This is a genomic window from Marinococcus luteus, assembly GCF_034497705.1.
Lineage (GTDB): Bacteria > Bacillota > Bacilli > Bacillales > Marinococcaceae > Marinococcus > Marinococcus luteus_A.
The window spans coordinates 73397-97580 of the sequence record NZ_JAXRUV010000003.1; the positions used below are offsets into that span (position 1 = coordinate 73397).

Below are 24184 nucleotides of genomic sequence, written 5' to 3' on the forward strand. Positions count from 1 at the left end.
TTGCGCTATGGAGAACGGACACGGTGAACAGGAATTGCTCGAGCCCTACGTCCTCGGAACGGTGCAGCACGTTATATTTCGGAATGAAGAAAACGGCTACACAGTAGCGAAAGTAAAAATTAAAGAATCGATACCTGCTTTTGAAGAAAGCACAACGACCATCGTCGGCATTCTTCCGACGGTGGAAGCAAATGAACGGTATCGTTTTAACGGCGAGATTAAACAGCATCCGCGGTTTGGCACCCAGTATCAGGTCATCTCTTATCAAAAGGAAATACCGACCGAACGCTCAGCGTTAATTGACTATTTATCGAGTGACCGGTTCCCTTACATCGGGCCAAAAACAGCAGAAAAATTGGTCGACCGCTTTGGGGCCAGGGTAATTGATGAGGTTCTCGAACGACCGGAAGCCCTCGAAAAAATTCCCGGACTTAATGAAGAGAAACGCAGACAAATCCGCACCGCCATGCTCGAAAATCAGGGCATGGAGCATGCGATGACGCTTCTCGTACGCTACGGGTTCGGTACGGATCTTGGCGTGAAAATATACAACCAGTACCGTGAGCGGACCCTCGATATTATTCAGCATGATCCCTACCAGCTCGTCTGGGACGTGGACGGGGTCGGATTTACAAAAGCGGACCGGCTCGGGGAAAACACCGGCATTCAAAAAAATGACCCAAGCCGTCTGAAGGCGGGAGTGCTGTTTGAACTGTATGAACGGACGATGCAGGACGGGCATGTGTATATCCCGAAGCAGCAGCTGCTTGACAGTGCGGAGCAGCTGCTTGCAGACCCTGCCGTTACCATCGATCAGCAGGAGCTGAAGCTTGTCCTGCAGGAGCTTGTAAACGAAGAACGAGTGCAGATTGACGACGATCGTGTTTATATTGCTTCTTTGTATTTTGCTGAAAAAGGGTTTGCAGGCAGGGTGCATAAGCTGCAGGAAGAAGCGGAAGAAAAAGAATATTCCCAGGCGGATCTGCTGCAGGCTCTCGGAGAAGTGGAAGAAAAGTTTGATATTGAGTATGCCGAACAGCAGAAGGAAGCGATACAGACGGCGATGGAAGAGCCGGTAATGCTGCTTACAGGCGGACCGGGGACCGGAAAAACCACGATCATCCGGGCTATTGTGGAAGTTTACGCCTCGCTCTATGATGTTTCTCTGGACCCTTCCGAATATTCAGGCAAGAAGCCCTTCCCAGTACTGCTTGCTGCCCCGACCGGCCGGGCGGCGAAGCGGATGAAGGAGTCGACCGGCCTGCGGGCGGTGACGATTCATAAGCTGCTCGGGTTTAGCGGAGAAGGAGAAAACGAGCTTTTTGAAAAGGATGAGTATGAGCCTCTCGAAGGGGAACTGCTGATTGTCGATGAAGTATCGATGGTGGACATGTGGCTCGCCAATCAGCTGATCCGTGCGGTCCCGAAAGGAATGAAGGTCGTGTTCGTTGGGGATGAGGATCAGCTTCCTTCGGTAGGACCGGGCCAGGTGCTTGGAGATTTACTTGAAGCCGGTACTATTCCGACCGTGAGCTTGTCGGTGGTGTACAGGCAGACGAATCAGTCCTCGATTGTAGAGCTGGCCCACGCGATGAAGGAGGGGGGACTGCCGGACGATTTTGAACAGCCGTTTGAAGACCGGCGGTTTTTCCCGTGCACGAAAGCTCAGGTGGCCGATGTAGTGGAGAAAACGTGTGCCGGTGCTATTCGCAAAGGCTACGATCCGATGGACATTCAGGTGCTTGCCCCGATGTACCGGGGAGAGGCAGGGATTCACGCCTTGAATGAACGGCTGCAGGAAATGTTTAACCCCCGGACACCTCAAAAACGAAGTGTAACCTTCGGGGACGCTGTTTATCAGAAGGATGATATCGTTCTTCAGCTTGTAAACAACGGCGAAGAAGGTATATATAACGGGGATAAAGGGGTACTCGAAACGGTCTTTGAAGCAAAAGAAACTGTTGATAAAGAAATGCAGATTGTTTTTTCCTTTGATGAAAAGGAAGTCAGCTACACGCGCCAGGACCTTAAACAAATCACTCTTGCCTATTGCACTTCTATTCACAAGGCGCAGGGAAGTGAATTTCCCATCGTAGTCGTACCGATGCTGATGTCCTACCGGCGGATGCTGCGCCGTAATTTATTGTACACAGCGATAACACGGGCAAAGGACTATTTAATTCTCTGTGGGGAAAAAGAAGCATTTATGTATGCTGTAAAGCAGGAGTCGAAAAATGAACGCTATTCGCATCTTCGGGCACGCCTGAAGAACCGGGAGGAAGATCCGGAGGAGCAGGCTTGACAGAAAATACGGTTTCCTATATAACTGAAACAGAATAACAAAAACAGTGATGGAACGAGTACGGTGGATATATTCTCACAGAGACCGGCAGCAGCGGCTGAAACTGCCGGAGAACAACCCGCCCGAACGCTGCTCCGGAGTGCAGGAAAACCCTGTCGGATCATCCACGTTACGGGTGCTGAGTTGGCCGTGTTTATATGCGGCAACCAGGGTGGTAACGCGAGCACACTCGTCCCTGTTTTCAGGGGCGGGTTTTTTTAATGTGATTTATACGAAATGAAAAAATTCACGGGAGGCTGATCAATAATGCCAGCATTAACATCTACTGAAGTCCGGCGGCGCTTTTTGGACTTTTTTGAGGAAAAAGGACATTCAATTGAGCCGAGCGCCTCGCTCGTTCCGCATGAGGATCCGACGCTTTTATGGATCAACAGCGGGGTAGCTACGATGAAAAAATACTTTGATGGACGGGTGATTCCTGAAAATCCGAGGCTTGCGAATGCCCAAAAGTCCATCCGGACAAACGATATTGAAAATGTTGGAAGAACGACGCGCCATCATACATTTTTTGAAATGCTCGGTAATTTCTCGATTGGCGACTATTTTAAAAAAGAAGCTATCGAATGGGCATGGGAATTTTTAACGTCTGAGCGTTGGATAGGCTTTGATGAAAATAGGCTGTCGGTTACCGTTCATCCCGAGGATGACGAAGCGTACCAGTACTGGAGAGAAATTATCGGCCTTCCGGAGGAACGGGTTATCCGTCTCGAAGAAAACTTCTGGGATATCGGCCAGGGACCGAGTGGGCCAAATACGGAAATCTTTTATGACCGTGGAGACAGCTGGGGGGATGACCCCCGGGATCCGGAGATGTATCCGGGGGGAGAAAATGAGCGTTATTTAGAGGTATGGAACCTCGTATTTTCGCAGTTTAATCATAACGCCGATGATACGTACACCCCGCTTCCGAAGAAAAACATTGATACCGGCATGGGGCTTGAACGGCTCGTCACCCTCGTTCAGGACGTACCGACAAATTTTGATACCGATCTTTTCCGGCCAATAATCCGGAAGGTAGAAGAAGTATCCGGAAGAACGTACGGGGAAAATGAAGAGCAGGATATTGCTTTTCGTCTGATTGCCGATCACGTCCGGACTGTCAGCTTCTCCATCGGGGATGGGGCACTTCCATCCAATGAAGGGCGTGGTTACATTCTGCGCCGTCTGCTCCGCCGTGCGGTACGTTATGCCGGCTGGCTCGGTCAGGAGGAGCCGTTCATGCACAGGCTGATAGGGGTCGTGGGCGAAATTATGGAAGACTATTATCCAGAAGTCCGTGAAAAGCAATCCTTTATTGAACGTGTGGTAAAAACCGAAGAAGAACGTTTTCATGAAACGCTCACTGACGGGCTGAAAATGCTGAGGCAGGTGACAGAAAAAGCCCGTAACGAAGGGGAAACAGTCATTTCCGGTAAAGATGTTTTCCGCCTGTATGATACGTATGGATTCCCACCTGACTTAACGGCGGAATACGTAGTAGACGAAGGTTTCGCGGTAGACAATGAAGAGTTCGAAGTGGAAATGGAAGCCCAGCGGAGCCGGGCGCGTGCGGCGAGAAAAGATAGTGGTTCGATGCAGACTCAGGACTCACTTCTGACCGATATCGATACAGAGAGTACGTTCGTCGGCTACGAGCATTTTGACGTAGAAACAAGCGTTCAGATGCTGATTCACAATAAAGAACTCGTGGATACAGTCGGCGCCGGGGAACAGGTGCAGCTTATCCTGGAAAAAACCCCGTTTTATGCGGAAAGCGGCGGCCAGGTGGCAGACCGCGGCACGATCGTAAATGAAGCAGCGGAAATGCAAGCAGTAGTGGAAGATGTCCAGAAAGCTCCGAACGGCCAGCATCTTCATACGGTACGAATTGAAAAAGGCTCGCTTCGCAAGGGGATGCATGTAAGAGCGTCCATCGAAGAAAATACTCGAAGAAGCATCATTAAAAACCATACGGCAACTCACCTGCTGCATCAGGCCCTTAAAGATGTGCTGGGTGAGCATGTCAATCAGGCAGGGTCGATTGTGACAGATAACCGCCTCCGTTTTGACTTTTCCCATTTCGGACAGGTCACTGAGGAGGAAATAAAGCGGATCGAGTACCTTGTAAACGAAAAAGTGTGGTCCAACGTGTCGGTGCTGATTGAAGAAAAAGGAATCAATGAAGCGAAGCAGATGGGAGCCACTGCATTATTTGGTGAAAAATACGGGGAAAGAGTGCGCGTAGTCCAGATCGGCGACTACAGTATTGAACTGTGCGGCGGCTGCCATGTCGGCAGCACCTCCGAAGTCGGGGTGTTCAAGATTACAGGAGAATCCGGAATTGGCGCTGGTACCCGACGCATCGAAGCTGTTACCGGCCAGTATGCGTATGAATACTTTGAAAGCAGAATGCAGCTGCTTGAAGAAACAGGAAGCATCGTCCGGGCCCGTGCCATCGAAGATATCCCGCAGCGTGCAGAAGCTCTGCAGGAGCAGATCAGAAGCCTTCAAAAGGAAAATGAATCGCTGTCGCAGAAGCTGAGTAATCTTGAAGCCGGGGATCTTGCAGACGCGGCAGAAGAAATAAATGGTATTCCGGTGATTGCCAAAGAACTTCCAGGAGCAGATAAAGATACACTGCGGCAGACAGTAGATGAACTCAAACAGAAGCTTGGAAGCGGTATTGTCGTGCTTGGAACATCGGAAGGGGAAAAAGTACAGCTTATTGCCGGAGTAACGAAAGATCTGACTGAACGGTACAAAGCAGGGGACATTGTGAAAAAAGCAGCGGAAGTATGCGGAGGCGGCGGAGGCGGCCGCCCGGATATGGCTCAGGCAGGAGGGAAACAGCCTGAGAAGCTTGGAGAAGCATTAGAAGAAGCGAAGAACTTTATCTTAACCCTTTCCTAAATACCCCTATCTCATGTACAATATAATCGTCTATACAGTAATCGTATTAATTACTGCAGTATAGGAAGGGAGCTTCTCCTCCCTTCTGCTTTTTATGAAATGACATTTCATGAAAAGTCATCTGAGGAGGTGGAGGAATTGGATACGAACGACCGGACTGTACGTTTTAACCGAGAAGAAGATTCTTCCGACCCTAAGGCCGAAGAAGTTCTGCTTAGTGTGTATGAAGCGCTTGAGGAAAAAGGGTATAATCCAATCAACCAAATCGTGGGATATTTGCTTTCAGGCGATCCAGCCTATATCCCCCGTCATAAAGAAGCAAGAACGATCATCCGACAGCTCGAGCGGGATGAATTAATCGAAGAATTAATTCGACACTATTTGAAGGACCACCAATCATCCTCGTGAAAAGAGCGCTTGGTATCGATGTCGGAAAAAAAAGAATCGGGATTGCCATCTCCGACGCGCTGGGCTGGACCGCCCAGGGTGTAGAAACGATTCATTTAAAAACGACAGAGCCGGACGAAGCTTTTCCGCGTATTCTTGAGCTGGTTAAAGAAAATGAAATCGAGCAGCTTGTGGTCGGTCTTCCTAAAAATATGGACGGGACGATTGGGGGCAGGGGGAAAGAATGTCAGGCATTCGCAGAGAACCTTGAAGAATTTTCCTCACTGCCTGTAGCCATGTATGATGAACGATTGACAACGAAGGCGGCAGAACGCACACTGTTACAAGCAGATGTCAGCAGAAAAAAGCGCAAAAAAGTCGTAGACAAAATGGCAGCTGTGATGATTTTGCAGAGTTATTTGGACCATCAATCAAACTTATAGTAAAGAGGTGAAATAAAATGGCTGAAGAAGAAGAAAAAGAAAGAATTGTCATACCCGATGAGGACGGCAATGAACATTTATTTGACATCTTGTTTACATTCGACGCGGATGAGAGTGAGCAGTCCTACATTGTAGTGGTTCCATCAAGTGAAGCCGACAATGACGAAGTGGAGGTTTTTGCTTTCCGCTACGAGGAAGAAGGCGAAGGGGACGAGTCGGATATAAACCTTTTCCCAATCGAATCTGACGAAGAATGGGAAATGGTCGAAGAAATGGTGAACACTTACAGTGCTAACGAGATGGAGTAGAACCTGTTCTAACCGTAAAGGAAGCACACCGGATCTTCTTCCGGTGTTTTTCTTTATTATTATACCTGCCCTGCAGCTAAGTGAGGCAGTTAAGAGGAGAACATCCATTCATGAAAACGCTCATATATTCATATGCCGGGCGCCGCAACTCTAAAAAGAAAAAAGGAAAGGCGGCCCTTTATTTCCTGGGGATTATATTTCTGATGAGTGCCGCTGCAGCTCTCATATATGTGCTGTACATGCTTTTTCCGGCGGCGGAAAATGACCGGGAAAAACAGACCGTTGTTATTGAACAGGGAACCTCCACGGAAGCTGCGGCTGAATATTTGGAAAAACGGCAGCTGATTAAGAATTCTGTGGTGTTTCAATACTACAGTTACTTACGGCCAGACAGTCTGAAAGCCGGTACATACCGGCTTTCTGCTTCGATGAGTGCCGGAGAAATTGCTCGTACACTTGAAGCCGGGCAGCAGGCACAGGAACCGGTAGTTTCCATCACTATTCCGGAAGGCCGGTCTTTGGAGCAGATAGCACGAATCAGTGCGAAAAATGCTGATTTTTCAGAAGAAAAGTTTATGGAAACCGTCACAGATGACGCGTTCATTCGCTCCCTGAGTGAATCTTATTCATTTATCAGGGAGTCAAATAACGAAAATGGCGTGCGCTACACACTGGAAGGTTATTTATCCCCAGAGACGTATGAATATTATGGTGACTCCCCGAGTCCCGAAGCAGTAGTGAAGGATATGATTGAACGAACAAACGAAACTATGGTAGAATTTTCGAATCAAATCACCAACAGTCCGTGGACCGCCCGTGAAATATGGACCATTGCTTCTATTGTAGAACGGGAGGCCGGACGACCAGAAGACCGGGCTCCGATTGCCGGAGTGATTGAAAACCGGCTTGGGAATAATATGCGTCTTGAGATGGACCCTACGGTGGCATATGCTCTCGGTGAACACAGGCTTCGTACTTCCTTCAACGACCTGCAGGTGACTTCGCCGTACAACACCTACCGGAACAGGGGACTGCCGCCTGGTCCGATTGCAAGCCCGGGCCTGCAGTCGATCGAGGCAGCTTTGAATCCTGAAAATACGGAGGCTTTATATTTTTATGCCCGCCCGAACGGAGAAGTTATTTACAATGAAACGTACGAGCAGCATACACGCACCCAGAGAAGGTATGAAAGCGAATGGGAGAATCAATAGCTAAGAAAGCGGGCGAAAGAATGCCGGACATAAACAACCACTTTAATGAGTACCGGAAAGAGTTGGGTATCGGGCCGCCGCCGTGGTTTGAAGAAATGATTGAAGAAGCAAAACGCGACCGTGTACCGATCATGGAGGAAGAGGCACTGCAGTTTATGATCGAAATTCTTCATTTAAAAAGACCGGAATCGGTTCTGGAGATTGGCACGGCGATTGGTTATTCTGCTTTGCGAATGGCAGCTGCCCTTCCCGAAACGTCTATAGTATCGGTGGAAAAAGATGAAGAACGCTACAGGCGTGCGGCATATTACCGGTCTAAAAGCCCGTGGCAGCAGCAAACTACGTTTGTGCTTGGCGATGCTTTAAACCTGCAGGAAGAATTTTCAGACAAAACGGCGTTTGATGCGGTATTTATAGACGCTTCCAAAGGCCAGTATCAGCAGTATTTTCAGTTGTGTGAGCAGCTGCTGGCCCCGGGGGGGCTTATTATTAGTGATAACGTATTATTCCGCGGCTTGGTCGCTGACCCGGAAGCAGAGGTCCCTGAACGATTACAGCCGATGGTGAAAAAAATTCGGGCGTACAACCGCTGGCTCGTGGAAAGAAAAGACTTTCGCACCAATATTTTTCCGGTCGGTGACGGCGTCGCAGTAAGTGCCCGGCTTTCGGAAGCAACCGTTAGTATAACGTAAAATACTATAAAAACGAGCCAATATATGATACATTTTTATACTGAATAGAGGAGTGAAAATATGCCAGAAGAAAAACAGCATTTTATGACAGAAGAAGGCAGAAAGAAGCTTGAAGAGGAACTGGAATATTTAAAAACGGAGCGGCGCCAGGAAGTCGTAGAGCGTATAAAAATTGCAAGAAGCTTTGGCGATTTGTCTGAAAACTCGGAGTATGATGCTGCCAAGGATGAGCAGGCCTTTGTAGAAGGACGTGTAAGCCAGATTGAGCAGATGCTTAAAAATGCGGCTATCATTGAAGAAGACACAAGTAATAACTCCGTGGTGTCGCTCGGAAAGTCAGTACGGTTTAAAGAACTGCCAAACGGTGATGAAGAAAGCTACACTATTGTCGGAAGTGCAGAGTCTGATCCGCTTGAAGGAAAAATTTCCAACGATTCGCCGATGGCCCAAAGCCTGCTCGGACGCCAGATTGGTGAACAGGTGACGGTTTCGACACCGGGCGGCGACATTGAAGTCGAGATTATTGAAATCGCCTAAAAGCCGTTCAACAGTAATGAAAACTTAAGCATGGCGCCCTGCTTTTGAGGATGTAAATCATAGGTCTATATTCCCTCGTTTTCCGGAAAAATTTCCTTTATGATAAAACATGTTACGTTCTCTCAGCAGGGCGTGTTTTTGTACTACAAAGCAATACATACGATAGGGGCAGGTGAATCATAAGATGTCGAACAACAATTATAACGACGACTCCGGCTCGCGCTTTCAAAAGAAAAGAAAAAAGCGGATGAATAATGTTTTAAATGCTGCTATTGGAATTGTAGCAGTGCTTATTCTGTTCTTTGGTATTCTGTTATTGTTTTTTAACAATAATAATGAACAGGCTGAAGATAACGGGGAAGAGATGGCAGATTCAACTAATACCGAAGAAGAGCAGAATGAAAGCGGACCGGAGGACAATCCGGACACTTCTTCTACAGAAGAAACTTCGGAAAATAATGCAGATGAAGAAGGTACAGAAGAAGAAACTTCAGAAGAAGCAGAAGAAACCTCTGAATCTGATTCTTCCTCTGAGTCCGATTCCTCTACAGAAGAAGATCCGGCAGCTTCTTCAAACGAAGAAGCCGAAGATGACTCTTCGGAGGAAACCACTACGGGTGAAGACTCTTCAGAAGAAGAAAACAGCGGTACTTCTGAATCAGAAGGCAGCGAAAGCGCTGAAACGGAAACAAATCAGGAAGACGGAGAATACGAACCGGTAGGCACTGAACAGGAAAACTTTACAGCTGACTTCAGTGAAGGCGGCCAGAACTGGGAAGAAATGGAGAATGCTGTAGAGGCTGCCACCGGGCTGAGAGCAACAGAAGGCAACAGCACGGTGCTCTGGAGACTCGAAAACGGTGGCTCGCAGGATACTGCAAGAGCAGTTATCAGTGAAGACGCCAACAGTGAAAATCCATACGAAGTACGCATGGAGTGGGTAGACGGCGAAGGCTGGAAACCAACAAGCGTTGAACGTCTCGACAGCAATCCCTACAACTAATAAATGACCGGCTTCCAATATGATGGAGGCCGGTTTTCTTTATATTATTCTGATGAAATTAAGGGGTAGGGACAGCGCGGAAATGAACGACAGCGGTGTAAATTGAACGCCCGTTCTCTGAACGGGTGTGAACATGGTGCTGCACGTGATGAACCCCGAGCATCAGAGCTTCGTTTTGTTCGATCTTTTTTTGAATATCTGCTTCAAGCTGTTCAAGGGAGGACGATTCAAAAAATTCGACCTTGTCCCGGATTGTTTGCAGGTTTAAGGACATATGTATTCTCCTTTGCGTTATAATGTACAGGGTAGTTTTACCAGTAATTATAATTGTAAATGATAAAGGTGGGTCCGCCAATGCGTTTAGGCATTATTGGAGCAATGGAAGAAGAAGTGGAATATTTAAAAAGCTTAATGGAAGACATAGAAGAAAAGGAAACCGGCGGCTGTTTTTTTTCTTTTGGGCGCTTAAACGGCCATGAGGTCATTCTTTTGCAGTCGGGTATTGGAAAAGTGAATGCAGCTATCGCCACCTCGCTTTTAATCGGACTGTATAAGCCTGAAGCTGTAATTAACACAGGCTCAGCCGGAGGATTCAACCCGGACCTTTCTGTTGGCGATGTGGTGATATCCACAGAGGTTCGTTATAACGACGTGGATGCGACAGTGTTCGGATATGAATTCGGGCAGGTGCCAAATATGCCAGCAGCTTATCCTGCAAGCCGTGAATGGATAGAGAAAGCAGAAGCCGCCGCTTTGCAGGTGGACCTGAACACGCGGACGGGATTGATTTTGTCCGGAGACTCGTTTATGAGTAAGACGGAGCAAGTGGACGCTTTAAAAGCTCACTTTGACGAACCGCAGTGTGCGGAAATGGAGGCAGGGGCAATTGCCCAGGTATGCTATCGGTTTTCCTGCCCATTTGTAGTTATCCGTTCGCTCAGCGATATTGCAGGTAAAGAAGCAAAGCAGTCCTACGAGGAATTTTTAAAGCATGCTTCGAAGCAGTCAGCTGACATGGTGATTGCTCTTCTGGCACAGGCATAGATCCACCGGAGGGCGGTTAACGAAGAAGAGATACGGTGTGGCGGATAATTTGTGCCGTCAGTCCCCAAATAACAACATCCCCATAGTGATAAACAAACTGGGGAAGCGTTGTAGTGTTTGTACGGTACGTTTCTTCATTTGGTATTAATGAAGTAGGGAACGTGTCTGAAAAACGCATGCCCATGTAAACATTATGCTTTTCGGGTTCGTTCTTTAAAAAGAAATCAAGCGGCACGGTGAACAGTTCATCCACCTCAGACGTATTAGGGGAAAAATCACCAGCGTAGTCAACTTCTCCAATGTAAGGGTAGACTATTCGTTGAAATGGCTGGACAACAACGTCCAAAGCTCCCCATACATCCATCGCTTGAGACGGAATGCCGGTTTCTTCTTCGAATTCGCGAAGGCCTGCAGCAAGAGGAGTAGGATCGGAGGCATCGATTTTTCCGCCCGGAAAACATATTTCTCCCGGCTGGGACTGCAGCGACCATGCTCTGCGCTCAAACATTAAATGATATTCATCGTTCAATGGAAGCAGGGGTACTACTACCGCTGCTTTTCGCATATTCTCTTCGCCCATTATAGCAGCGGAACGGGTGCGAATTCTATTCTTCCAATAGCGGGCGTTGTTCATAGTATCCTCCTTCTGGGGTATCGTTGTTTTTTCTTCTCTCGAACGTGGTATATATATTCACAGGTACTATATTACAGGAGGGATAAAGATGTCAGAATCAGAACGTCTTAAAAATAAAGTAAAAAAAGAAAAAAATCAGGAACCGGATAAAAAGCCGGGGAAAGAAGAGCCGCCAACGAGCAGTGAAGATCCAATTCCGCTGGCAGATATGAAATACGAAGAAGAAGAAAACAGAAAAAAACACCATACTAAGAAGCGCTCCGGCAGTGAAGACAAAGATGGATGACGCTGACCGGCGTGTAAATGAAATCCCGCTTCTACTGAAGCGGGATCATTTTATGCTGCACTGTGCCGAAAGACTGAAATATTATTTTTCGATATAGTGGTTAAACCAGTCGATCATATGGACCAGCCGTTCAATCCTCAGAGCGGGAGGGCCGGAGCGGCTTAGTTCGTGATTGGCTCCTGGAAAACGGAGAAAGGAGACCGTTTTGTTTAAATATTTCATGTTAATAAACAGCTGTTCAGCCTGTTCAATTGGACAGCGGTAATCGTTTTCGCTGTGCATGATCAGCAAAGGCGTATGGATATCTTTGACGTAGCGGAGAGGAGAATGGTGCCAGAGCTTTTCCGGGTCCTGGTGGAGTGGTACGCCAATCTCCCAGTCTGTAAAGAAAAAGCCAATATCACTCACCCCGTAAAAGCTGAGCCAGTTGGAAATGGAACGTTGGGTAACGGCTGCTTTAAAGCGGTCGGTATGGCTGATCATCCAGTTTGTCATGAAGCCGCCATAGCTTCCCCCGGTTACTCCCAGCCGATTGCGGTCGACAAATTCATAGCTGTCGACTGCATAGTCCAGAATTGCGAGCAGATCCCCGAAATCCTTTCCGCCATAGTCCCGGCGGCAGGCATCGGCGAAAGCCTGGCCATAGCCGTGGCTGCCCCGTGGATTGCTGAACAGAACGCCATAGCCCTCCGCAGCAAGCAGCTGAAATTCGTGAAAGAACGTGTGACCGTACATAGCGTGAGGGCCTCCGTGGATTTCCAGAATCAGCGGGAAGGTCTGTCCTTCTTCGTAATCAACAGGATACATAATCCACCCGTGCACGTCCCAATGATCGGCGGTACGGACGGAAAGGGTTTCGGGGAGGGAAAGATCTATCTCTTTCAAAAAGCTGGCGTTTACGTCTGTGAGCCGCACACGGCGTTTATCCTCAAGTCGCCGGCTGTAGAAATCACCCGGGTTGGAAGGATCGCTGATGCCGAGCACAAACTGCTCGTTTTTAGGATGAAAGGAGAACGAAAAGACGTGGTTGTCTTCGTCATGAACAGCGGTAATTTCATTATGCATATCCATTTGATACAAGCCGACTTTTCCGTTTTCGCTCGCCAAAAAGTAAATGTGCTCCTGATCGTTCGACCATACCGGCTTATCAGAGGTGTGGCCGGTTCTGATATCGCCGATCATGTAGTCACCTATTTGGACGTCCCACTTTAACGTCATTCCTTTTCGTTCTTTTGTTAATGGATTGATCAGCCAGATTTGATTAATTGTAGCGCTTTTATATTCCAATTCGTGACCAGTGCATGCTATCCAGGAGCCGTCCGGCGACCAGCTGGCATTAGTAAACGTACCGGCAGAATCCGTCAGCCTGGAAATTTCTTTTGTCTCAATATTAAGTGTATACAGGTCCTGTACCGGAGAAATGTCTTCATCGCTGTTTCTGTTTGCCGTAAACACGATAAACTGACTGTCAGGAGACCAGTCAGGAGAGTGGTGATCGTAGCTGCCATTAGTGAGTAAGGAAGTGTCTTTCCGGTCGAATCGGAACAAACCAATGTGGGCGCGTCTGCCGTAGTGAAAGCCCCGGCTGTCTGATTTATAGCGGAGGCGGTCGATTTTCACAGCAGAAGGGGGATTGGTCGAAGAGTTCACCTCCGTGGTGAAGATGTCTTCTTCAGAGGCCTGTTCCGTTTCAAACAGCAGTTTTTGGCTGTCCGGTGACCATACTGGATTAGAGGCACCGTGTTTGACGAAAGTAATCTGTTTTGGTTCTCCTCCTGAAGTACTCATCATCCAAATTTGGTTAAGGCCGGAGCGGTCAGACACAAAAGCAAGGCTGGAGCCGTCCGGAGACCACCGAGGCGAAAAATTTGTATAAGATCCAAACGTCCACTGAACAGGAACGTCGTCTGTTAAGTATTGCGTGTATATATTTGAATAGTAGCTGCCCGTATCACTCTGAATAGACTTTTGTACAAAAGCATACCGCTCGCCGTCCGAAGAAAGGCGGGCATCATCAACAACGTGAATACGTTCTAAATCTGCTGCAGTTAAAGGTCTTTTCATAGACAAGGTAATGTCCTCCTCGTAATATACCTGTGAGCCTGTTCGTTATGGAAAGGTTTCACGTATGTAGGGTGCTTTTTTAGTATAGTAAAACGTTTCGCAAAAAACAATCAAACTGCGGAAGGAAAGCTTCAGGAAAAAAGAGTGGAAGAACATCTGACATACATAATGAAAACCCTGCAATAACTATGTACACTAATAAATAACAGGAGGCAGATGCTTCGTTCCAACATTTACATTGTTGCCTTTCGCAGGAACAATCGAAATGGATCAGCCGGTATGGCTTTTCATTTTGGAGCAAGTCATTTCCTGTAAGCCGTGAATAACAGGCTCTCCTTTAGGCATCACTCTCTCTCCCTTTGAAGCTGCGGGCATTTATGCCTGCAGCTCTTTTTTATGATCAGGGTCTTTAGTGGAAAGTAAGGACAAAAAACGCAGAGTAGGAATTACTCTGCGTCACTGCTTTCGTTGTATTCAAATATAATCGTATCGTTTTTTCGGCTGAAACTGACATGCAGGTTATGCGCGCGCAAATACCAGCTGTCTGCGTCCTCCACAAAAAAAGTGAGGCCTTCTTCCTCTGTCGATACTGCAGGATTCTCGGGTCTATCAAGAGCAATGCCCATAGAAAAGCCGGGATAGAGCTGCGGAGAACCTCCATAACGAACATAAAATCTTACAGTATCGCCGCTCTCAATATTGAGTTCTTCTTTCATCCATTTAACCGCGGGACGGGTAATTGTTATATCCATACACAAGCTCCTTCAAAGAATGATATATAATTGTTCCCTTATTCGCATTGGAAGAAACACCAAAGAACATTAAGAAAAAGCAGCCCTTCTAAATTAGAAAGGCTGCTTTTAAATATTTATGTTAGTTTACAGCGTCTTTCAGCTGTTTGCCTGGGCGAAATGCAGGGTTTTTCGTGGAAGGAATCTTGATTTCTGCACCCGTTTGTGGATTACGCCCTTTACGAGCGGCACGCTCGCGTACTTCAAAGCTTCCAAATCCAACTAACTGGATTTTGTCGCCTTTTTTCAAAGTTTCTGTGATGCTGTCGAATACAGCGTCTACAGCTTTGGAAGCGTCTTTTTTCGAAAGCTCAGCCTGGTCTGAAACTGCGTTGATTAAATCCGTCTTGTTCATGAAAATACTCCCTTTCATTCCATAAATTTAGAGTCTTTCATACCAAATTAACTCATGAAAAGCCCGGTATGTCAACCCTTCCATTTATTTTAGTAGGTTTCTAAGAAGAAAAGCCAGAAATAAAGCAAATATATTTTAAAAATACTTCCATTATTCTGGTTTTTTTCTTAAACCCTATCATAACAAGGGTTTGATAAGAATTCCAGTATTTATGAGAAAAAGATTAAATATCAAAAAAACTGGACCAGATAAACGGTCCAGCTTTTTCTTAATGGTCATTATCTGTTTTTTCTTCGTGGTAGGACCGGTTCTTTTCCCTGGAGCGGCTGAGAGCATCCTGCGAGCTTCCCTCTGCCAGCGGAACGCCGGCATTATACGCTGCTCTTGCGATCAGGTGGCCACCTACAGGTGCAGTCACAAATACAAATACTAGGGTCAGCACGAAGCGGAGACTGAAGGTTTGTGTGTGTACCATGAAAAACAAAAAGGCACCAAGAACAACGCACAGCACTCCTAAAGTAGCCGCCTTTGTGGCAGCGTGAGAGCGTGTGAAAATATCCGGCAGGCGAATCAGACCGACAGCGCTTATGATGCTGAAGGCCGCTCCAAAAAGGGCGAGCAGTGCTACAATCCAGTCAACGATCTCGGTCATGCTCAATCACAACACCTTTTTCAATATATTTGGCGAAGGCTACCGTACCGATGAAGGCCAGGATTGCAAGCAGCAGCATAACTTCAATGAACGCTGTCGTATTCAAAATAATGCAGAAGAGAGCTGTTAGACTAATCAGCTGAATACCGATAACGTCGAGAGCAATAACGCGGTCCGGCATCGACGGCCCTTTAAACACCCGGTACAGTGTGACCAGAATGGATATGGTGACGAGCGTTGCTGCTGTGATATAAATCGCATTTAATATCATTATCTGCTGACCTCCCTAATCGCTTTTTCGAATGAATTGCGAATTTCTTCTTGAGCCGCTTCCACGCTCTGCAGGTCCATCGCATGGATAAACAATGAACGGTTATCCGGAGCAACTTCGACTACCAGCGTTCCTGGCGTAAGAGTAATTAAAAGCGACAGCAGTGTTATTTCCCATTCTTGCTCCAGAGTGGTTTCCATTTCAAAGATCCCGGGACTGATGTTTAATTTAGGACTCAGGATCTGTCGGGCGACAGAGAAACTGGAAAGAATTAATTCCTTAAAAAAGATGAGCACTAGCACCAGGGCCGCATAGACCCGGTGGAAATACAGTCTCTCCCGGAAAAAGCCCCGCATGAAATACAGGACGAGAAGGCCAAGAAAAAAGCCGCTGATAAAGGATGCAAACGACCATGCATCATTAATAATCATCCAGAGCAGAGCCATAACAATATTGATCATAATCTGAAACGACATTATGAATTCCCCCCTAACACAGCTTCAACATAGGCACGGGGATTGATCAGCGTTTCTGCTGCGCTTTCCACAAAAGGATACATAATTTCGGCACCAAAGCCCATGAATGCAGACAGCGCTACGAGAAAGACGATTGAAGGCATCTGTGCTTTAATACTGCCGTGCTGCTTTGCATGGGTAAGCACCGGCTCCCCTAAAAAGCCCTGGAGGAAAATGCGTATTACAGAATACAGTACGAGCAGACTTGCAACCATCATGACGGCTACGACAATATAATGACCGGCTTCGGCACCGCCGACAACAAGCATCAGCTTACCGGGAAAGCCGCCAAGAGGAGGAACGCCGGCGAGGGCAAGGGCGGAAATGAAAAACATCCACGTGAGAAGCGGGTGGTGCTTAATAATTCCCCCCATACCTGAGAGCTTACTGGTTCCGGCTGCAGTAATCAGAGCCCCAATAATCAGAAACAGTGCTGCTTTAATAACGATATCGTGCAGCAGGTAATATATGGCCCCTACAAACGCATCGCTGTTTAATGAAGCGACACCGAAGAGGATAAACCCGACAGCTACAATAACATTGTATACTAAAATCAATTTAACATCCCTGTAAGCAATTGCACCGATAACACCGATAATCATCGTCACTGCTGAAAGGACGAGAAGAATGGTGTGTGTAACGGCCGTATCTTCGTTAAAGATAACAGAGTAGGTTCTAAAAATGCTGTAGATGCCGACCTTGGTCAAAAGAGCAGCAAATATCGCCCCGATGGCTGTTGGAGGCACTGAATATGATCCCGGCAGCCAGAAGTACAGAGGGAATAACGCTCCTTTTAATCCAAACACGATTAAAAACAAAATGGCAATAACCGTGATAATCGGTTCAGAGCCTGCTTCACTGACCCGCTCGCTGAGCTGGGCCATGTTCAGCGTGCCTGTAACGGCGTACAGGTACGCCACGCCAATAACGAAAAAAGCGGAGGAAACGACGTTTACAATAACGTAGTTAAACGATTCCTTCAGCTGTGTTTTTGTACCGCCGTGGCCGATTAAAGCGTAGGAGGCTAATAGAAGAACCTCGAAACAGACAAACAGGTTGAAAATATCGCCAGTCAGAAAAGCCCCGGACACCCCAGCGATTAAAAACTGGAAAAAGGCGTAGTAATAATATTTTTCCCGCTCCACTCCTATGGTGCTGAAGGAGAAATAAATAATGGGAAGCGCCACAAGGGCCGTAGTCGTCGTTAAAAGCACGGCTAACGAATCCCCTACCAGAACAATGCCAAACGGAGCTTCCCAGCCGCCGAGCTCAAGAGTCATGATTCCGTTGGCCAATATGTACGTAAGCAAAAAGATATTGACGCCAATCAAGATCAGGCTCGTAATAAATGCCCAGGTACGCTGAGCGGTGACATGCTTTGGAAAAAACAATGCCACAATCCCTGCGATGAGAGGGATAAGGACCGGAAGGATCAGCCAATTACTCATCAGTATCAGTTCCTCTCAGTTGGTCAGTCTCAGCCGCCCCGGTCACTTTGTACGTACGGTATCCTAAAACGAGAATAAAAGACGTTACTCCAAAGCTGATAACGATAGCTGTCAATATCAGCGCCTGAGGGAGCGGGTCTACATAAGTGTCAGCTTCAAGACCAAGCAGTGGGGGGGCCCCAGTCTTCAGCCCCGCCATGGTCAAAAGCAGCAAATGGGCTCCGTGGCTTAAAACTGAGCTGCCAATAATAATGCGGATTAAGTTTTTCGTCAGTATTAAATACAAACCGACAGTAAATAAGAAGCCGGCAAGGATAGACATAATTATTTCCACTATTTATCCTCTCCGATCGTTTGAATAATAGTCATAGCCGTTCCAATAACGACCAGATAAACACCCAGGTCGAAGGCGAGGGTGGTCGTCAGTTCCAGTTCGCCCAGTACGGGAAAATGAAAATAACCGAAGGTCTGTGAAAGAAACGGTACCGAGAAGAAAAACGAGCCTACGCCGGTACCAACAGCAAATACAAGGCCGACCGCTGTCATTATTTTGTAATCAATCGGGAGAGCCCGGCGGATCGTTTCCATATCGAAGGCGAGAAGCAGAAGAACTAAAGCAGCGCTTGTCATCAGCCCCCCGATAAAGCCGCCTCCAGGCTCCTGATGGCCGTTGAAAAAGATATAGACTGCAAACAGAAAGATGAGAAATGAAATGAATTTCGTTACTGTCTGCAAAATGATGTCGTTGTACTTCATTTATTCTCGCCTCCTGCCAGCCGTAATTTAATTAAGGAGTATACCCCTAGGGAGGCAATACCTAATACGAGAATTTCAAGCAGGGTATCAAATCCCCGGAAATCCACTAGAATAACGTTTACGACGTTGTTGCCGCCTGCCTCTTTATAGCTGTTTTCCAGAAAGAAGTCAGAGATCGATGGAAACAGTCTGGTGCCGCTGGCGGAAAGCCCTATTAATGTGACAGTGAGTCCGACTGCAGCTGAGATGACAAGGTTGACCGCATGAAATTTCGTTTCCTTCAAAGCATCGAAAATTTGAGGGAAATGATAGAAACAAAGTAAAAATAACGTCACCGAAACGGTCTCAATCGTCAGCTGAGTCAATGCCAGATCCGGCGCCCGAAACAATACGAAGAACAGGGCCACCGTATAGCCGAGCACGCCCAGGGAAATGATCGCCTTCAACCGGGACCGGGTAAACATAAGAATAAGGGAGGACCCTATCAGCACAAGTGAGAGAACGGCTTCATAAGGGCTGACCGGAACCATATTTTCGACATCGATGGTAAATGCTCCAGTACCGAAAAGTGAGAAAAGGAGCAGCACCACGGTGAAAGAGAAAATATATATAAAGTAATCTCTTACGAGCCCGGTCATATGCCAGGACATTAAGGCGTGAGAAGAGCGGTCAAGCCCTTCAAGAGAGCGATTGTACGCCTGGTTAAACAGACGGTTTTCCGGAAAGATGGCGTGCATTTTATTCCACTTTTGCAGCGCCAGAAATATGACCGTACCAAGCAGAACGACGCCGATAGTCATAAACAGTTCAAGGGAAAAGCCGTGCCAGAAGTAAATGTCCACCCCAAATGACCCTGTCTGGGCAAGTTCAGGCATAATAGACGCCATTGCCGGTTCGATAATCGTTGGCACAAGTGTGTTCGGGAAAAAGCCGATAAACAACACAAGAGCTACGAGAATAAGGGGAGACAAAAGCATGCCAAGCGGAGCTTCGTGTGGTTTGGTTGGAAGCTTTTCCTTCTGGAGCTTCCCGGTAAAGGTCCGGAAAATGATCATCATGGAGTAAACGAAAGTGAAAATACTCGCTGCCCAGGCAACGATTGGAAGCAAAATACCAATGGAATCTGCACTGTACTGCGGGAAGTGAGTAATTTCCACCATGGACATGAAAAACATTTCTTTACTTAAAAATCCGTTAAACGGTGGCAGGCCAGCCATTGAAAATCCGACGATAACGGCAATGGTAAAGGAAATTGGCATTAACGTCATGAGACCGCCAAGCCGCCGGATGTCCCGGGTGCCTGTTTCGTGATCAATGATACCTACCATCATAAACAGGCTTCCTTTGTAGGTGGCATGGTTAATTAAGTGAAAAATGGCAGCTGCCACCGCAATCGTGTAGGCATTGTTGTCGATACTGTCATAGTGAAGCGCTGCAGCCCCGGCGCCGAGCATCGATAAAATCATTCCGAGCTGACTGACCGTGGAGTACGCGAGGATACCTTTTAAATCGGTCTGGCGTATTGCAGAAAGGGACCCCCATATGAGAGTAAGAAGCCCGAAGCCGGTGACAAGCCAGAACCAATAGGCACTGACCGCAAACAGGGGGGTCATGCGGGCAACTAAATAAATGCCCGCTTTAACCATTGTCGCGGAGTGCAGGTAGGCACTAACTGGCGTCGGCGCTTCCATTGCGTCCGGCAGCCAGATGTGAAACGGAAACTGTGCGGACTTTGTAAACGCCCCAAGCAGAATCAAAAGCATGGCCGGCAGAAAAAGCGGGCTGTCGGCGAGCTGGTCCGAAGCTTCCAGGATGCCGCGAATGCTGTAGGTGCCGGTTACAGAAGCGATAAGCACAAAACCAACCAAAAGGGCAAAGCCGCCCATAACGGTAATGAGCAGAGATTTTAACGCACCGTAGCGAGATTTTTCCTTCGTATACCAATAAGAAATCAAGAGAAATGATGAAATGCTCGTTATTTCCCAGAAGGTATATAAAACGATTAAATTATCTGACAACGTAAGGCCCAGCATGGCCCCCATAAAAAGCATCAAATATGTATAAAAATTATTTAACTGCTCCTTATGCTTATCCAGGTAATAGATGGAATAGAGAACTACAAGAGCCCCGATCCCTGTAATCAGCAGTGCAAATAAAAGGCCGAGACCGTCTACATAGGCAATATAATCAACGCCTAAGGAAGGGATCCATTCGAATGTTTTCATGACGGAGCCCGTGCCGGAAACGTCCGGAAGGTAGCTTAAAAAGTAGCTGAAAAGAATAATAGGAACAATAAGAACAAACCATCCTGTATGTATACGCGGAATAAATTTATACAGAAGAGGCACCAGCACAGCAGCCAAAAATGGTGCAATGATGGCTAGGTGTAAAATAGTAAACATGAAGAACCTCCTTGTTAGTTTCGATCGCCACTGAATTCTTTTCACATTATAGCGTATATCTAAACGCCTTGCATTAGAAGCGAATCCCGGAAACAGCAATCATTTCAAACACATATATAGGAAGAGATGGGGGCTCTTTTCACAATTTTTTTTTCAATCTTGTATAACGTCTCTAAAGAAAATTGAAAAAAAAGCTTCTGACGGTTATACTTGCTGTTTGTACGGCTTATGACGGAAAACAACGCCAGATTATTGCGATATTTGAATAAGGGTTTGTTAAAATAGAAGAAATAAGTGTTTTTTATATTACAGTCAACTGCAGGCCGGAAGTTAAAGCAGGTCTGCTTGAAGGGAGACGGGATTTTGATTAAACGATTTATGCCCAATGAATACTTGCCGAGTGTTTTAGATCTCGATTTAGAACACCTGCGTGAAAATAATATTAAAGGTATTATCACTGATTTGGATAATACTCTGGTAGAATGGGACCGGCCGGATATAACAAACGAGCTTGATGATTGGTTTTTCTTTTTACAGGAGCAGGGTTTTCAGGTAACTATTGTTTCCAACAACTCGGAGCACCGTGTGCGCTCATTTTCAGAGCCAAACGGCATTCATTTCATTCATTCGGCCAAAAAACCGATGAGCCGGGCGTTTCGAAAAGCAACCAGACGGATGGGACTCAAAAAGCGTGAAGTGGTTGTAGTCGGTGACCAGGTCCTGACGGATGTATTCGGAGGAAACCGGGCAGGATTTTACACTGTGTTGGTTGTGCCGGTGGCCCAAAGCGATGGCTTTCTGACAAAAATTAACCGGAAGATAGAACGCCGGTTAATGAAGCGCTTAAAAGACAGAGGATTAATTCAATGGGAGGATACACAATGACCGAAGAGCTGTACTGCGCCGGATGTGGGGCGCCTATTCAAAATGAGGATAAAAATAAAGCCGGGTACGTCCCGACATCAGCGCTAGTAGACAGAGCGACAGTGATCTGCCAGCGTTGTTTTCGTTTGAAGCATTATAATGAAGTTCAGGACGTGGACATGGAAGATCAGGACTTCCGTGATAAGCTGCATGAGCTTGGCAGAAAAAAAGCGCTTATTGTAAAAATTGTTGATGTGTTTGATTTTGAAGGCAGCTGGATTCCGGGATTTCAAAGATATGTCGGAGATAACCCGGTGCTTTTGATGGTCAACAAAACGGATCTGCTGCCGCATTCTTTAAATGAAAATAAGCTTCTCCACTGGATTCGCCGTCAGGCAAAGCATCAGGGATTAAAACCAAAGGACGTTGTTTTGCTGAGTGCCAAAAATAAACAGGGGATCCAGGAAGCCGCTTCAAGCATTGAAGAGCTGAGAAACGGCAGAGACGTTTACGTCACCGGGTGTACCAACGTTGGTAAATCTACATTTATTAATGCACTGATTGCTGAATTTGGTGAAAATGAAGAACAGGACATCACTACTTCTCATTTTCCGGGAACGACGCTTGACATGATTGAAGTTCCTTTAGATGAAGAGGCGAGTCTGTACGATACTCCCGGACTTATCAACGATAAGCAGTTTGGGCGCAAACGGAGTCTAAAGGAGCGAAAAGAGTTTATTCCTGAAAAGGAATTAAAGCCAAAAGTGTACCAGCTTGAAAGTGGACAGACGATATTTATCGGCGGTTATGTGCGCATGGATTTTGTCGAAGGCGACCCTAATTCATTTGTTGTATTCATGTCCAACCGGCTTCCTGTGCACCGCACCAAGCAGGATAACGCTGACCGCCTCCATCCGGACAGGGTCGGAGACGTATTAAAGCCGCCGTACAGCGTGGAGGATGCGCCGGAATTAACGAAGCACCGAATTGAAATTAAAGAGGAAAAGACAGATATTGTTGTGCAGGGGCTCGGATGGATTACGGTAACAAACCCCCGTGCTTCCGTGGATATTTACGTGCCGGTCGGCACAGGAGTATCAAAACGGGAGGCGGTGATTTAATTGCCAAAAACGCTGCTTGGCTTAATCGGCCATCCGCTCGGTCATTCGCTATCACCGCAAATGCATAATGAGCAGTTCGGAAAGCTCGGCATAGACGGTTACTACCATTTGTTCGATATGCCGGAAGAAGAACTGCAAAAGGGCGTACAGGCGCTTCGGCAGCTCGGGGCTGCCGGATTCAACATCACCATTCCCCACAAAGTGCGGATAAGGGACTATATCGATAAGCTTGACCCATCAGCTGAAAGAATCGGAGCGGTGAATACAGTCGTAAGGGAAAATGATGAGCTTGTCGGATATAATACGGACGGGGAAGGCTATCTGGAATCTTTACTGGCTGTACGTTCATTGGATCAAATCAAAAATGCAAACATTCTTGTGATTGGAGCAGGCGGGGCAGCGAGGGCCGTATGCTACGCGTTGAGTCTCCGAAGCCCTGAAAGCATTACTGTTGTGAATCGTACGCAGGAAAAAGCAGAACAGCTGAAAAATCACCTGAAAGATATAGCGGCTATCAAAGTAGCGGCCAAAGAAGAAGCAGAAAGCAGGAACCACGAGTACGATATACTGATTAACACTACTTCGATTGGGATGAGCCCTGAGATAAACAATTTCCCCTGGAGCCTCGAAAATGTAAAATCTTCTGCATTATGCAGTGATCTTATCTATAACCCCTGGGAAACCAGGTGGTTAAAGGATGCCCGGGAGGCAGGGATCGACACGTTGAATGGAAGTGGAATGTTTGTTAACCAGGGAGCGCTGGCGTTTAAGTACTGGACGGGAATGGAACCAGACCGTAAAGCAATGCAGGCACTTGTTGAAGATCACCTAAAAGGAGAAAATAATGCTGAATAATAAACAAAAGCGTACCTTGCGCAGAGAAGCACATTCGTTAAAGCCTCTTTTTCAAATTGGAAAAGAAGGCATGAACGAACAAATTATTACCCATGTAGACGAAGCGATAGAGAAAAGAGAAATTCTGAAAGTGAACCTTCTGCAGAACTGCATGGAGGATAAACATGAAGTGGCGTCTGAGCTTGCCGAAGGTACCGGCTCTGAAGTGGTGCAGGTAATTGGAAACACAATCGTACTGTACCGGAGATCGAAAGACAATCCTGGGATTGAACTTCCAAAGTAAACAAGGAGAAG

27 protein-coding genes are annotated in these 24184 nt (G+C 46.9%); 15 read left to right on the forward strand and 12 right to left on the reverse strand.

The window, feature by feature from the left end; translation table 11 throughout:
* The first annotated feature begins 7 nt into the window (after positions 1–7).
* The 9 genes from recD2 (at position 8) to Q9M42_RS06650 (ending at position 9832) form a co-directional block, all read left to right on the forward strand.
* Positions 8–2302 carry an SF1B family DNA helicase RecD2 gene (gene recD2, locus Q9M42_RS06610; RefSeq protein WP_322525720.1) on the forward strand — a complete coding sequence of 765 codons (2295 nt, stop codon included), beginning with the start codon at positions 8–10 and terminating at the stop codon, positions 2300–2302.
* A gap of 306 nt (positions 2303–2608) precedes the next feature.
* On the forward strand, positions 2609–5251 hold the full coding sequence (gene alaS, locus Q9M42_RS06615; protein ID WP_322525721.1) for an alanine--tRNA ligase: 2643 nt from the start codon (positions 2609–2611) through the stop codon (positions 5249–5251).
* 138 nt (positions 5252–5389) lie between these two features.
* Complete coding sequence (locus Q9M42_RS06620; protein WP_322525937.1) at positions 5390–5659, forward strand: IreB family regulatory phosphoprotein; 270 nt, start codon at positions 5390–5392, stop codon at positions 5657–5659.
* On the forward strand, positions 5656–6081 hold the full coding sequence (gene ruvX, locus Q9M42_RS06625) for a Holliday junction resolvase RuvX (RefSeq protein WP_091611998.1): 426 nt from the start codon (positions 5656–5658) through the stop codon (positions 6079–6081). The genes Q9M42_RS06620 and ruvX overlap by 4 nt, the downstream gene beginning before the upstream one ends.
* A 17-nt stretch (positions 6082–6098) precedes the next feature.
* Positions 6099–6389, forward strand: a complete 291-nt coding sequence (locus Q9M42_RS06630; protein ID WP_091611995.1) for a DUF1292 domain-containing protein — start codon at positions 6099–6101, stop codon at positions 6387–6389.
* A gap of 110 nt (positions 6390–6499) precedes the next feature.
* Complete coding sequence (gene mltG, locus Q9M42_RS06635) at positions 6500–7600, forward strand: endolytic transglycosylase MltG (RefSeq protein ID WP_322525722.1); 1101 nt, start codon at positions 6500–6502, stop codon at positions 7598–7600.
* Positions 7585–8292, forward strand: a complete 708-nt coding sequence (locus Q9M42_RS06640) for an O-methyltransferase (RefSeq protein ID WP_322525723.1) — start codon at positions 7585–7587, stop codon at positions 8290–8292. The genes mltG and Q9M42_RS06640 overlap by 16 nt, the downstream gene beginning before the upstream one ends.
* A 60-nt stretch (positions 8293–8352) precedes the next feature.
* The gene (gene greA, locus Q9M42_RS06645; protein WP_298788016.1) at positions 8353–8829 is read left to right on the forward strand and encodes a transcription elongation factor GreA; all 477 of its coding nucleotides are present in this window, start codon (positions 8353–8355) and stop codon (positions 8827–8829) included.
* A gap of 184 nt (positions 8830–9013) precedes the next feature.
* Positions 9014–9832 (forward strand): YrrS family protein, encoded by an 819-nt coding sequence (locus Q9M42_RS06650; protein WP_322525724.1) that lies wholly within the window; start codon positions 9014–9016, stop codon positions 9830–9832.
* Between the two features lie 58 nt (positions 9833–9890).
* On the opposite strand, the gene Q9M42_RS06655 is transcribed toward Q9M42_RS06650, so the two are convergent.
* Positions 9891–10106 (reverse strand): DUF2536 family protein, encoded by a 216-nt coding sequence (locus Q9M42_RS06655; protein WP_322525725.1) that lies wholly within the window; start codon positions 10104–10106, stop codon positions 9891–9893.
* Between the two features lie 80 nt (positions 10107–10186).
* On the opposite strand from Q9M42_RS06655, the gene mtnN reads away from it, so the two are divergent.
* Positions 10187–10876, forward strand: coding sequence for a 5'-methylthioadenosine/S-adenosylhomocysteine nucleosidase (mtnN, locus tag Q9M42_RS06660; RefSeq protein WP_322525726.1), 690 nt, complete (start codon positions 10187–10189; stop codon positions 10874–10876).
* A 16-nt stretch (positions 10877–10892) separates the two neighbouring features.
* Here mtnN and Q9M42_RS06665 read toward each other — a convergent pair whose 3' ends face one another.
* Positions 10893–11510 (reverse strand): NUDIX hydrolase, encoded by a 618-nt coding sequence (locus Q9M42_RS06665; RefSeq protein WP_322525727.1) that lies wholly within the window; start codon positions 11508–11510, stop codon positions 10893–10895.
* A gap of 88 nt (positions 11511–11598) precedes the next feature.
* On the opposite strand from Q9M42_RS06665, the gene Q9M42_RS06670 reads away from it, so the two are divergent.
* The gene (locus tag Q9M42_RS06670) at positions 11599–11796 is read left to right on the forward strand and encodes a hypothetical protein (protein WP_322525728.1); all 198 of its coding nucleotides are present in this window, start codon (positions 11599–11601) and stop codon (positions 11794–11796) included.
* An 81-nt stretch (positions 11797–11877) separates the two neighbouring features.
* Here the strand turns inward: Q9M42_RS06670 and Q9M42_RS06675 are convergent, their stop codons facing one another.
* The 10 genes from Q9M42_RS06675 to Q9M42_RS06720 form a co-directional block, all read right to left on the reverse strand.
* Positions 11878–13860, reverse strand: a complete 1983-nt coding sequence (locus Q9M42_RS06675; protein WP_322525938.1) for a S9 family peptidase — start codon at positions 13858–13860, stop codon at positions 11878–11880.
* A gap of 446 nt (positions 13861–14306) precedes the next feature.
* On the reverse strand, positions 14307–14612 hold the full coding sequence (locus Q9M42_RS06680; RefSeq protein WP_322525729.1) for a HesB/YadR/YfhF family protein: 306 nt from the start codon (positions 14610–14612) through the stop codon (positions 14307–14309).
* Positions 14613–14733: 121 nt separating this feature from the next.
* The gene (locus tag Q9M42_RS06685) at positions 14734–15006 is read right to left on the reverse strand and encodes an HU family DNA-binding protein (protein WP_022793829.1); all 273 of its coding nucleotides are present in this window, start codon (positions 15004–15006) and stop codon (positions 14734–14736) included.
* Between the two features lie 268 nt (positions 15007–15274).
* Entirely contained in the window at positions 15275–15658 is a 384-nt protein-coding gene (gene mnhG, locus Q9M42_RS06690; RefSeq protein ID WP_322525730.1) for a monovalent cation/H(+) antiporter subunit G, read from the reverse strand.
* Positions 15642–15929: a Na(+)/H(+) antiporter subunit F1 gene (locus Q9M42_RS06695; RefSeq protein WP_322525731.1), complete on the reverse strand. Its 288-nt coding sequence runs from the start codon at positions 15927–15929 to the stop codon at positions 15642–15644. The genes mnhG and Q9M42_RS06695 overlap by 17 nt, the downstream gene beginning before the upstream one ends.
* The gene (locus Q9M42_RS06700; RefSeq protein ID WP_322525732.1) at positions 15929–16405 is read right to left on the reverse strand and encodes a Na+/H+ antiporter subunit E; all 477 of its coding nucleotides are present in this window, start codon (positions 16403–16405) and stop codon (positions 15929–15931) included. The genes Q9M42_RS06695 and Q9M42_RS06700 overlap by 1 nt, the downstream gene beginning before the upstream one ends.
* Positions 16405–17892, reverse strand: a complete 1488-nt coding sequence (locus Q9M42_RS06705; RefSeq protein ID WP_322525733.1) for a Na+/H+ antiporter subunit D — start codon at positions 17890–17892, stop codon at positions 16405–16407. The genes Q9M42_RS06700 and Q9M42_RS06705 overlap by 1 nt, the downstream gene beginning before the upstream one ends.
* Positions 17885–18226: a Na(+)/H(+) antiporter subunit C gene (locus tag Q9M42_RS06710; protein ID WP_022793834.1), complete on the reverse strand. Its 342-nt coding sequence runs from the start codon at positions 18224–18226 to the stop codon at positions 17885–17887. The genes Q9M42_RS06705 and Q9M42_RS06710 overlap by 8 nt, the downstream gene beginning before the upstream one ends.
* Positions 18226–18648: a Na(+)/H(+) antiporter subunit B gene (locus Q9M42_RS06715; protein ID WP_322525734.1), complete on the reverse strand. Its 423-nt coding sequence runs from the start codon at positions 18646–18648 to the stop codon at positions 18226–18228. The genes Q9M42_RS06710 and Q9M42_RS06715 overlap by 1 nt, the downstream gene beginning before the upstream one ends.
* Complete coding sequence (locus tag Q9M42_RS06720; RefSeq protein WP_322525735.1) at positions 18645–21050, reverse strand: Na+/H+ antiporter subunit A; 2406 nt, start codon at positions 21048–21050, stop codon at positions 18645–18647. Before Q9M42_RS06720 ends, Q9M42_RS06715 begins: the two co-directional genes overlap by 4 nt.
* A gap of 366 nt (positions 21051–21416) precedes the next feature.
* Between Q9M42_RS06720 and Q9M42_RS06725 the strand changes: the two genes are divergently transcribed.
* Genes Q9M42_RS06725 through yhbY form a run of 4 tightly spaced genes read left to right on the forward strand, consistent with a single transcriptional unit; the run spans position 21417 to position 24173 of the window.
* The gene (locus Q9M42_RS06725) at positions 21417–21935 is read left to right on the forward strand and encodes a YqeG family HAD IIIA-type phosphatase (RefSeq protein ID WP_322525939.1); all 519 of its coding nucleotides are present in this window, start codon (positions 21417–21419) and stop codon (positions 21933–21935) included.
* Positions 21932–23035 (forward strand): ribosome biogenesis GTPase YqeH, encoded by a 1104-nt coding sequence (yqeH, locus tag Q9M42_RS06730; RefSeq protein ID WP_322525736.1) that lies wholly within the window; start codon positions 21932–21934, stop codon positions 23033–23035. The genes Q9M42_RS06725 and yqeH overlap by 4 nt, the downstream gene beginning before the upstream one ends.
* Entirely contained in the window at positions 23036–23890 is an 855-nt protein-coding gene (gene aroE / locus Q9M42_RS06735; protein WP_322525737.1) for a shikimate dehydrogenase, read from the forward strand.
* On the forward strand, positions 23880–24173 hold the full coding sequence (gene yhbY / locus Q9M42_RS06740; RefSeq protein ID WP_322525738.1) for a ribosome assembly RNA-binding protein YhbY: 294 nt from the start codon (positions 23880–23882) through the stop codon (positions 24171–24173). The genes aroE and yhbY overlap by 11 nt, the downstream gene beginning before the upstream one ends.
* Positions 24174–24184 lie beyond the last annotated feature (11 nt).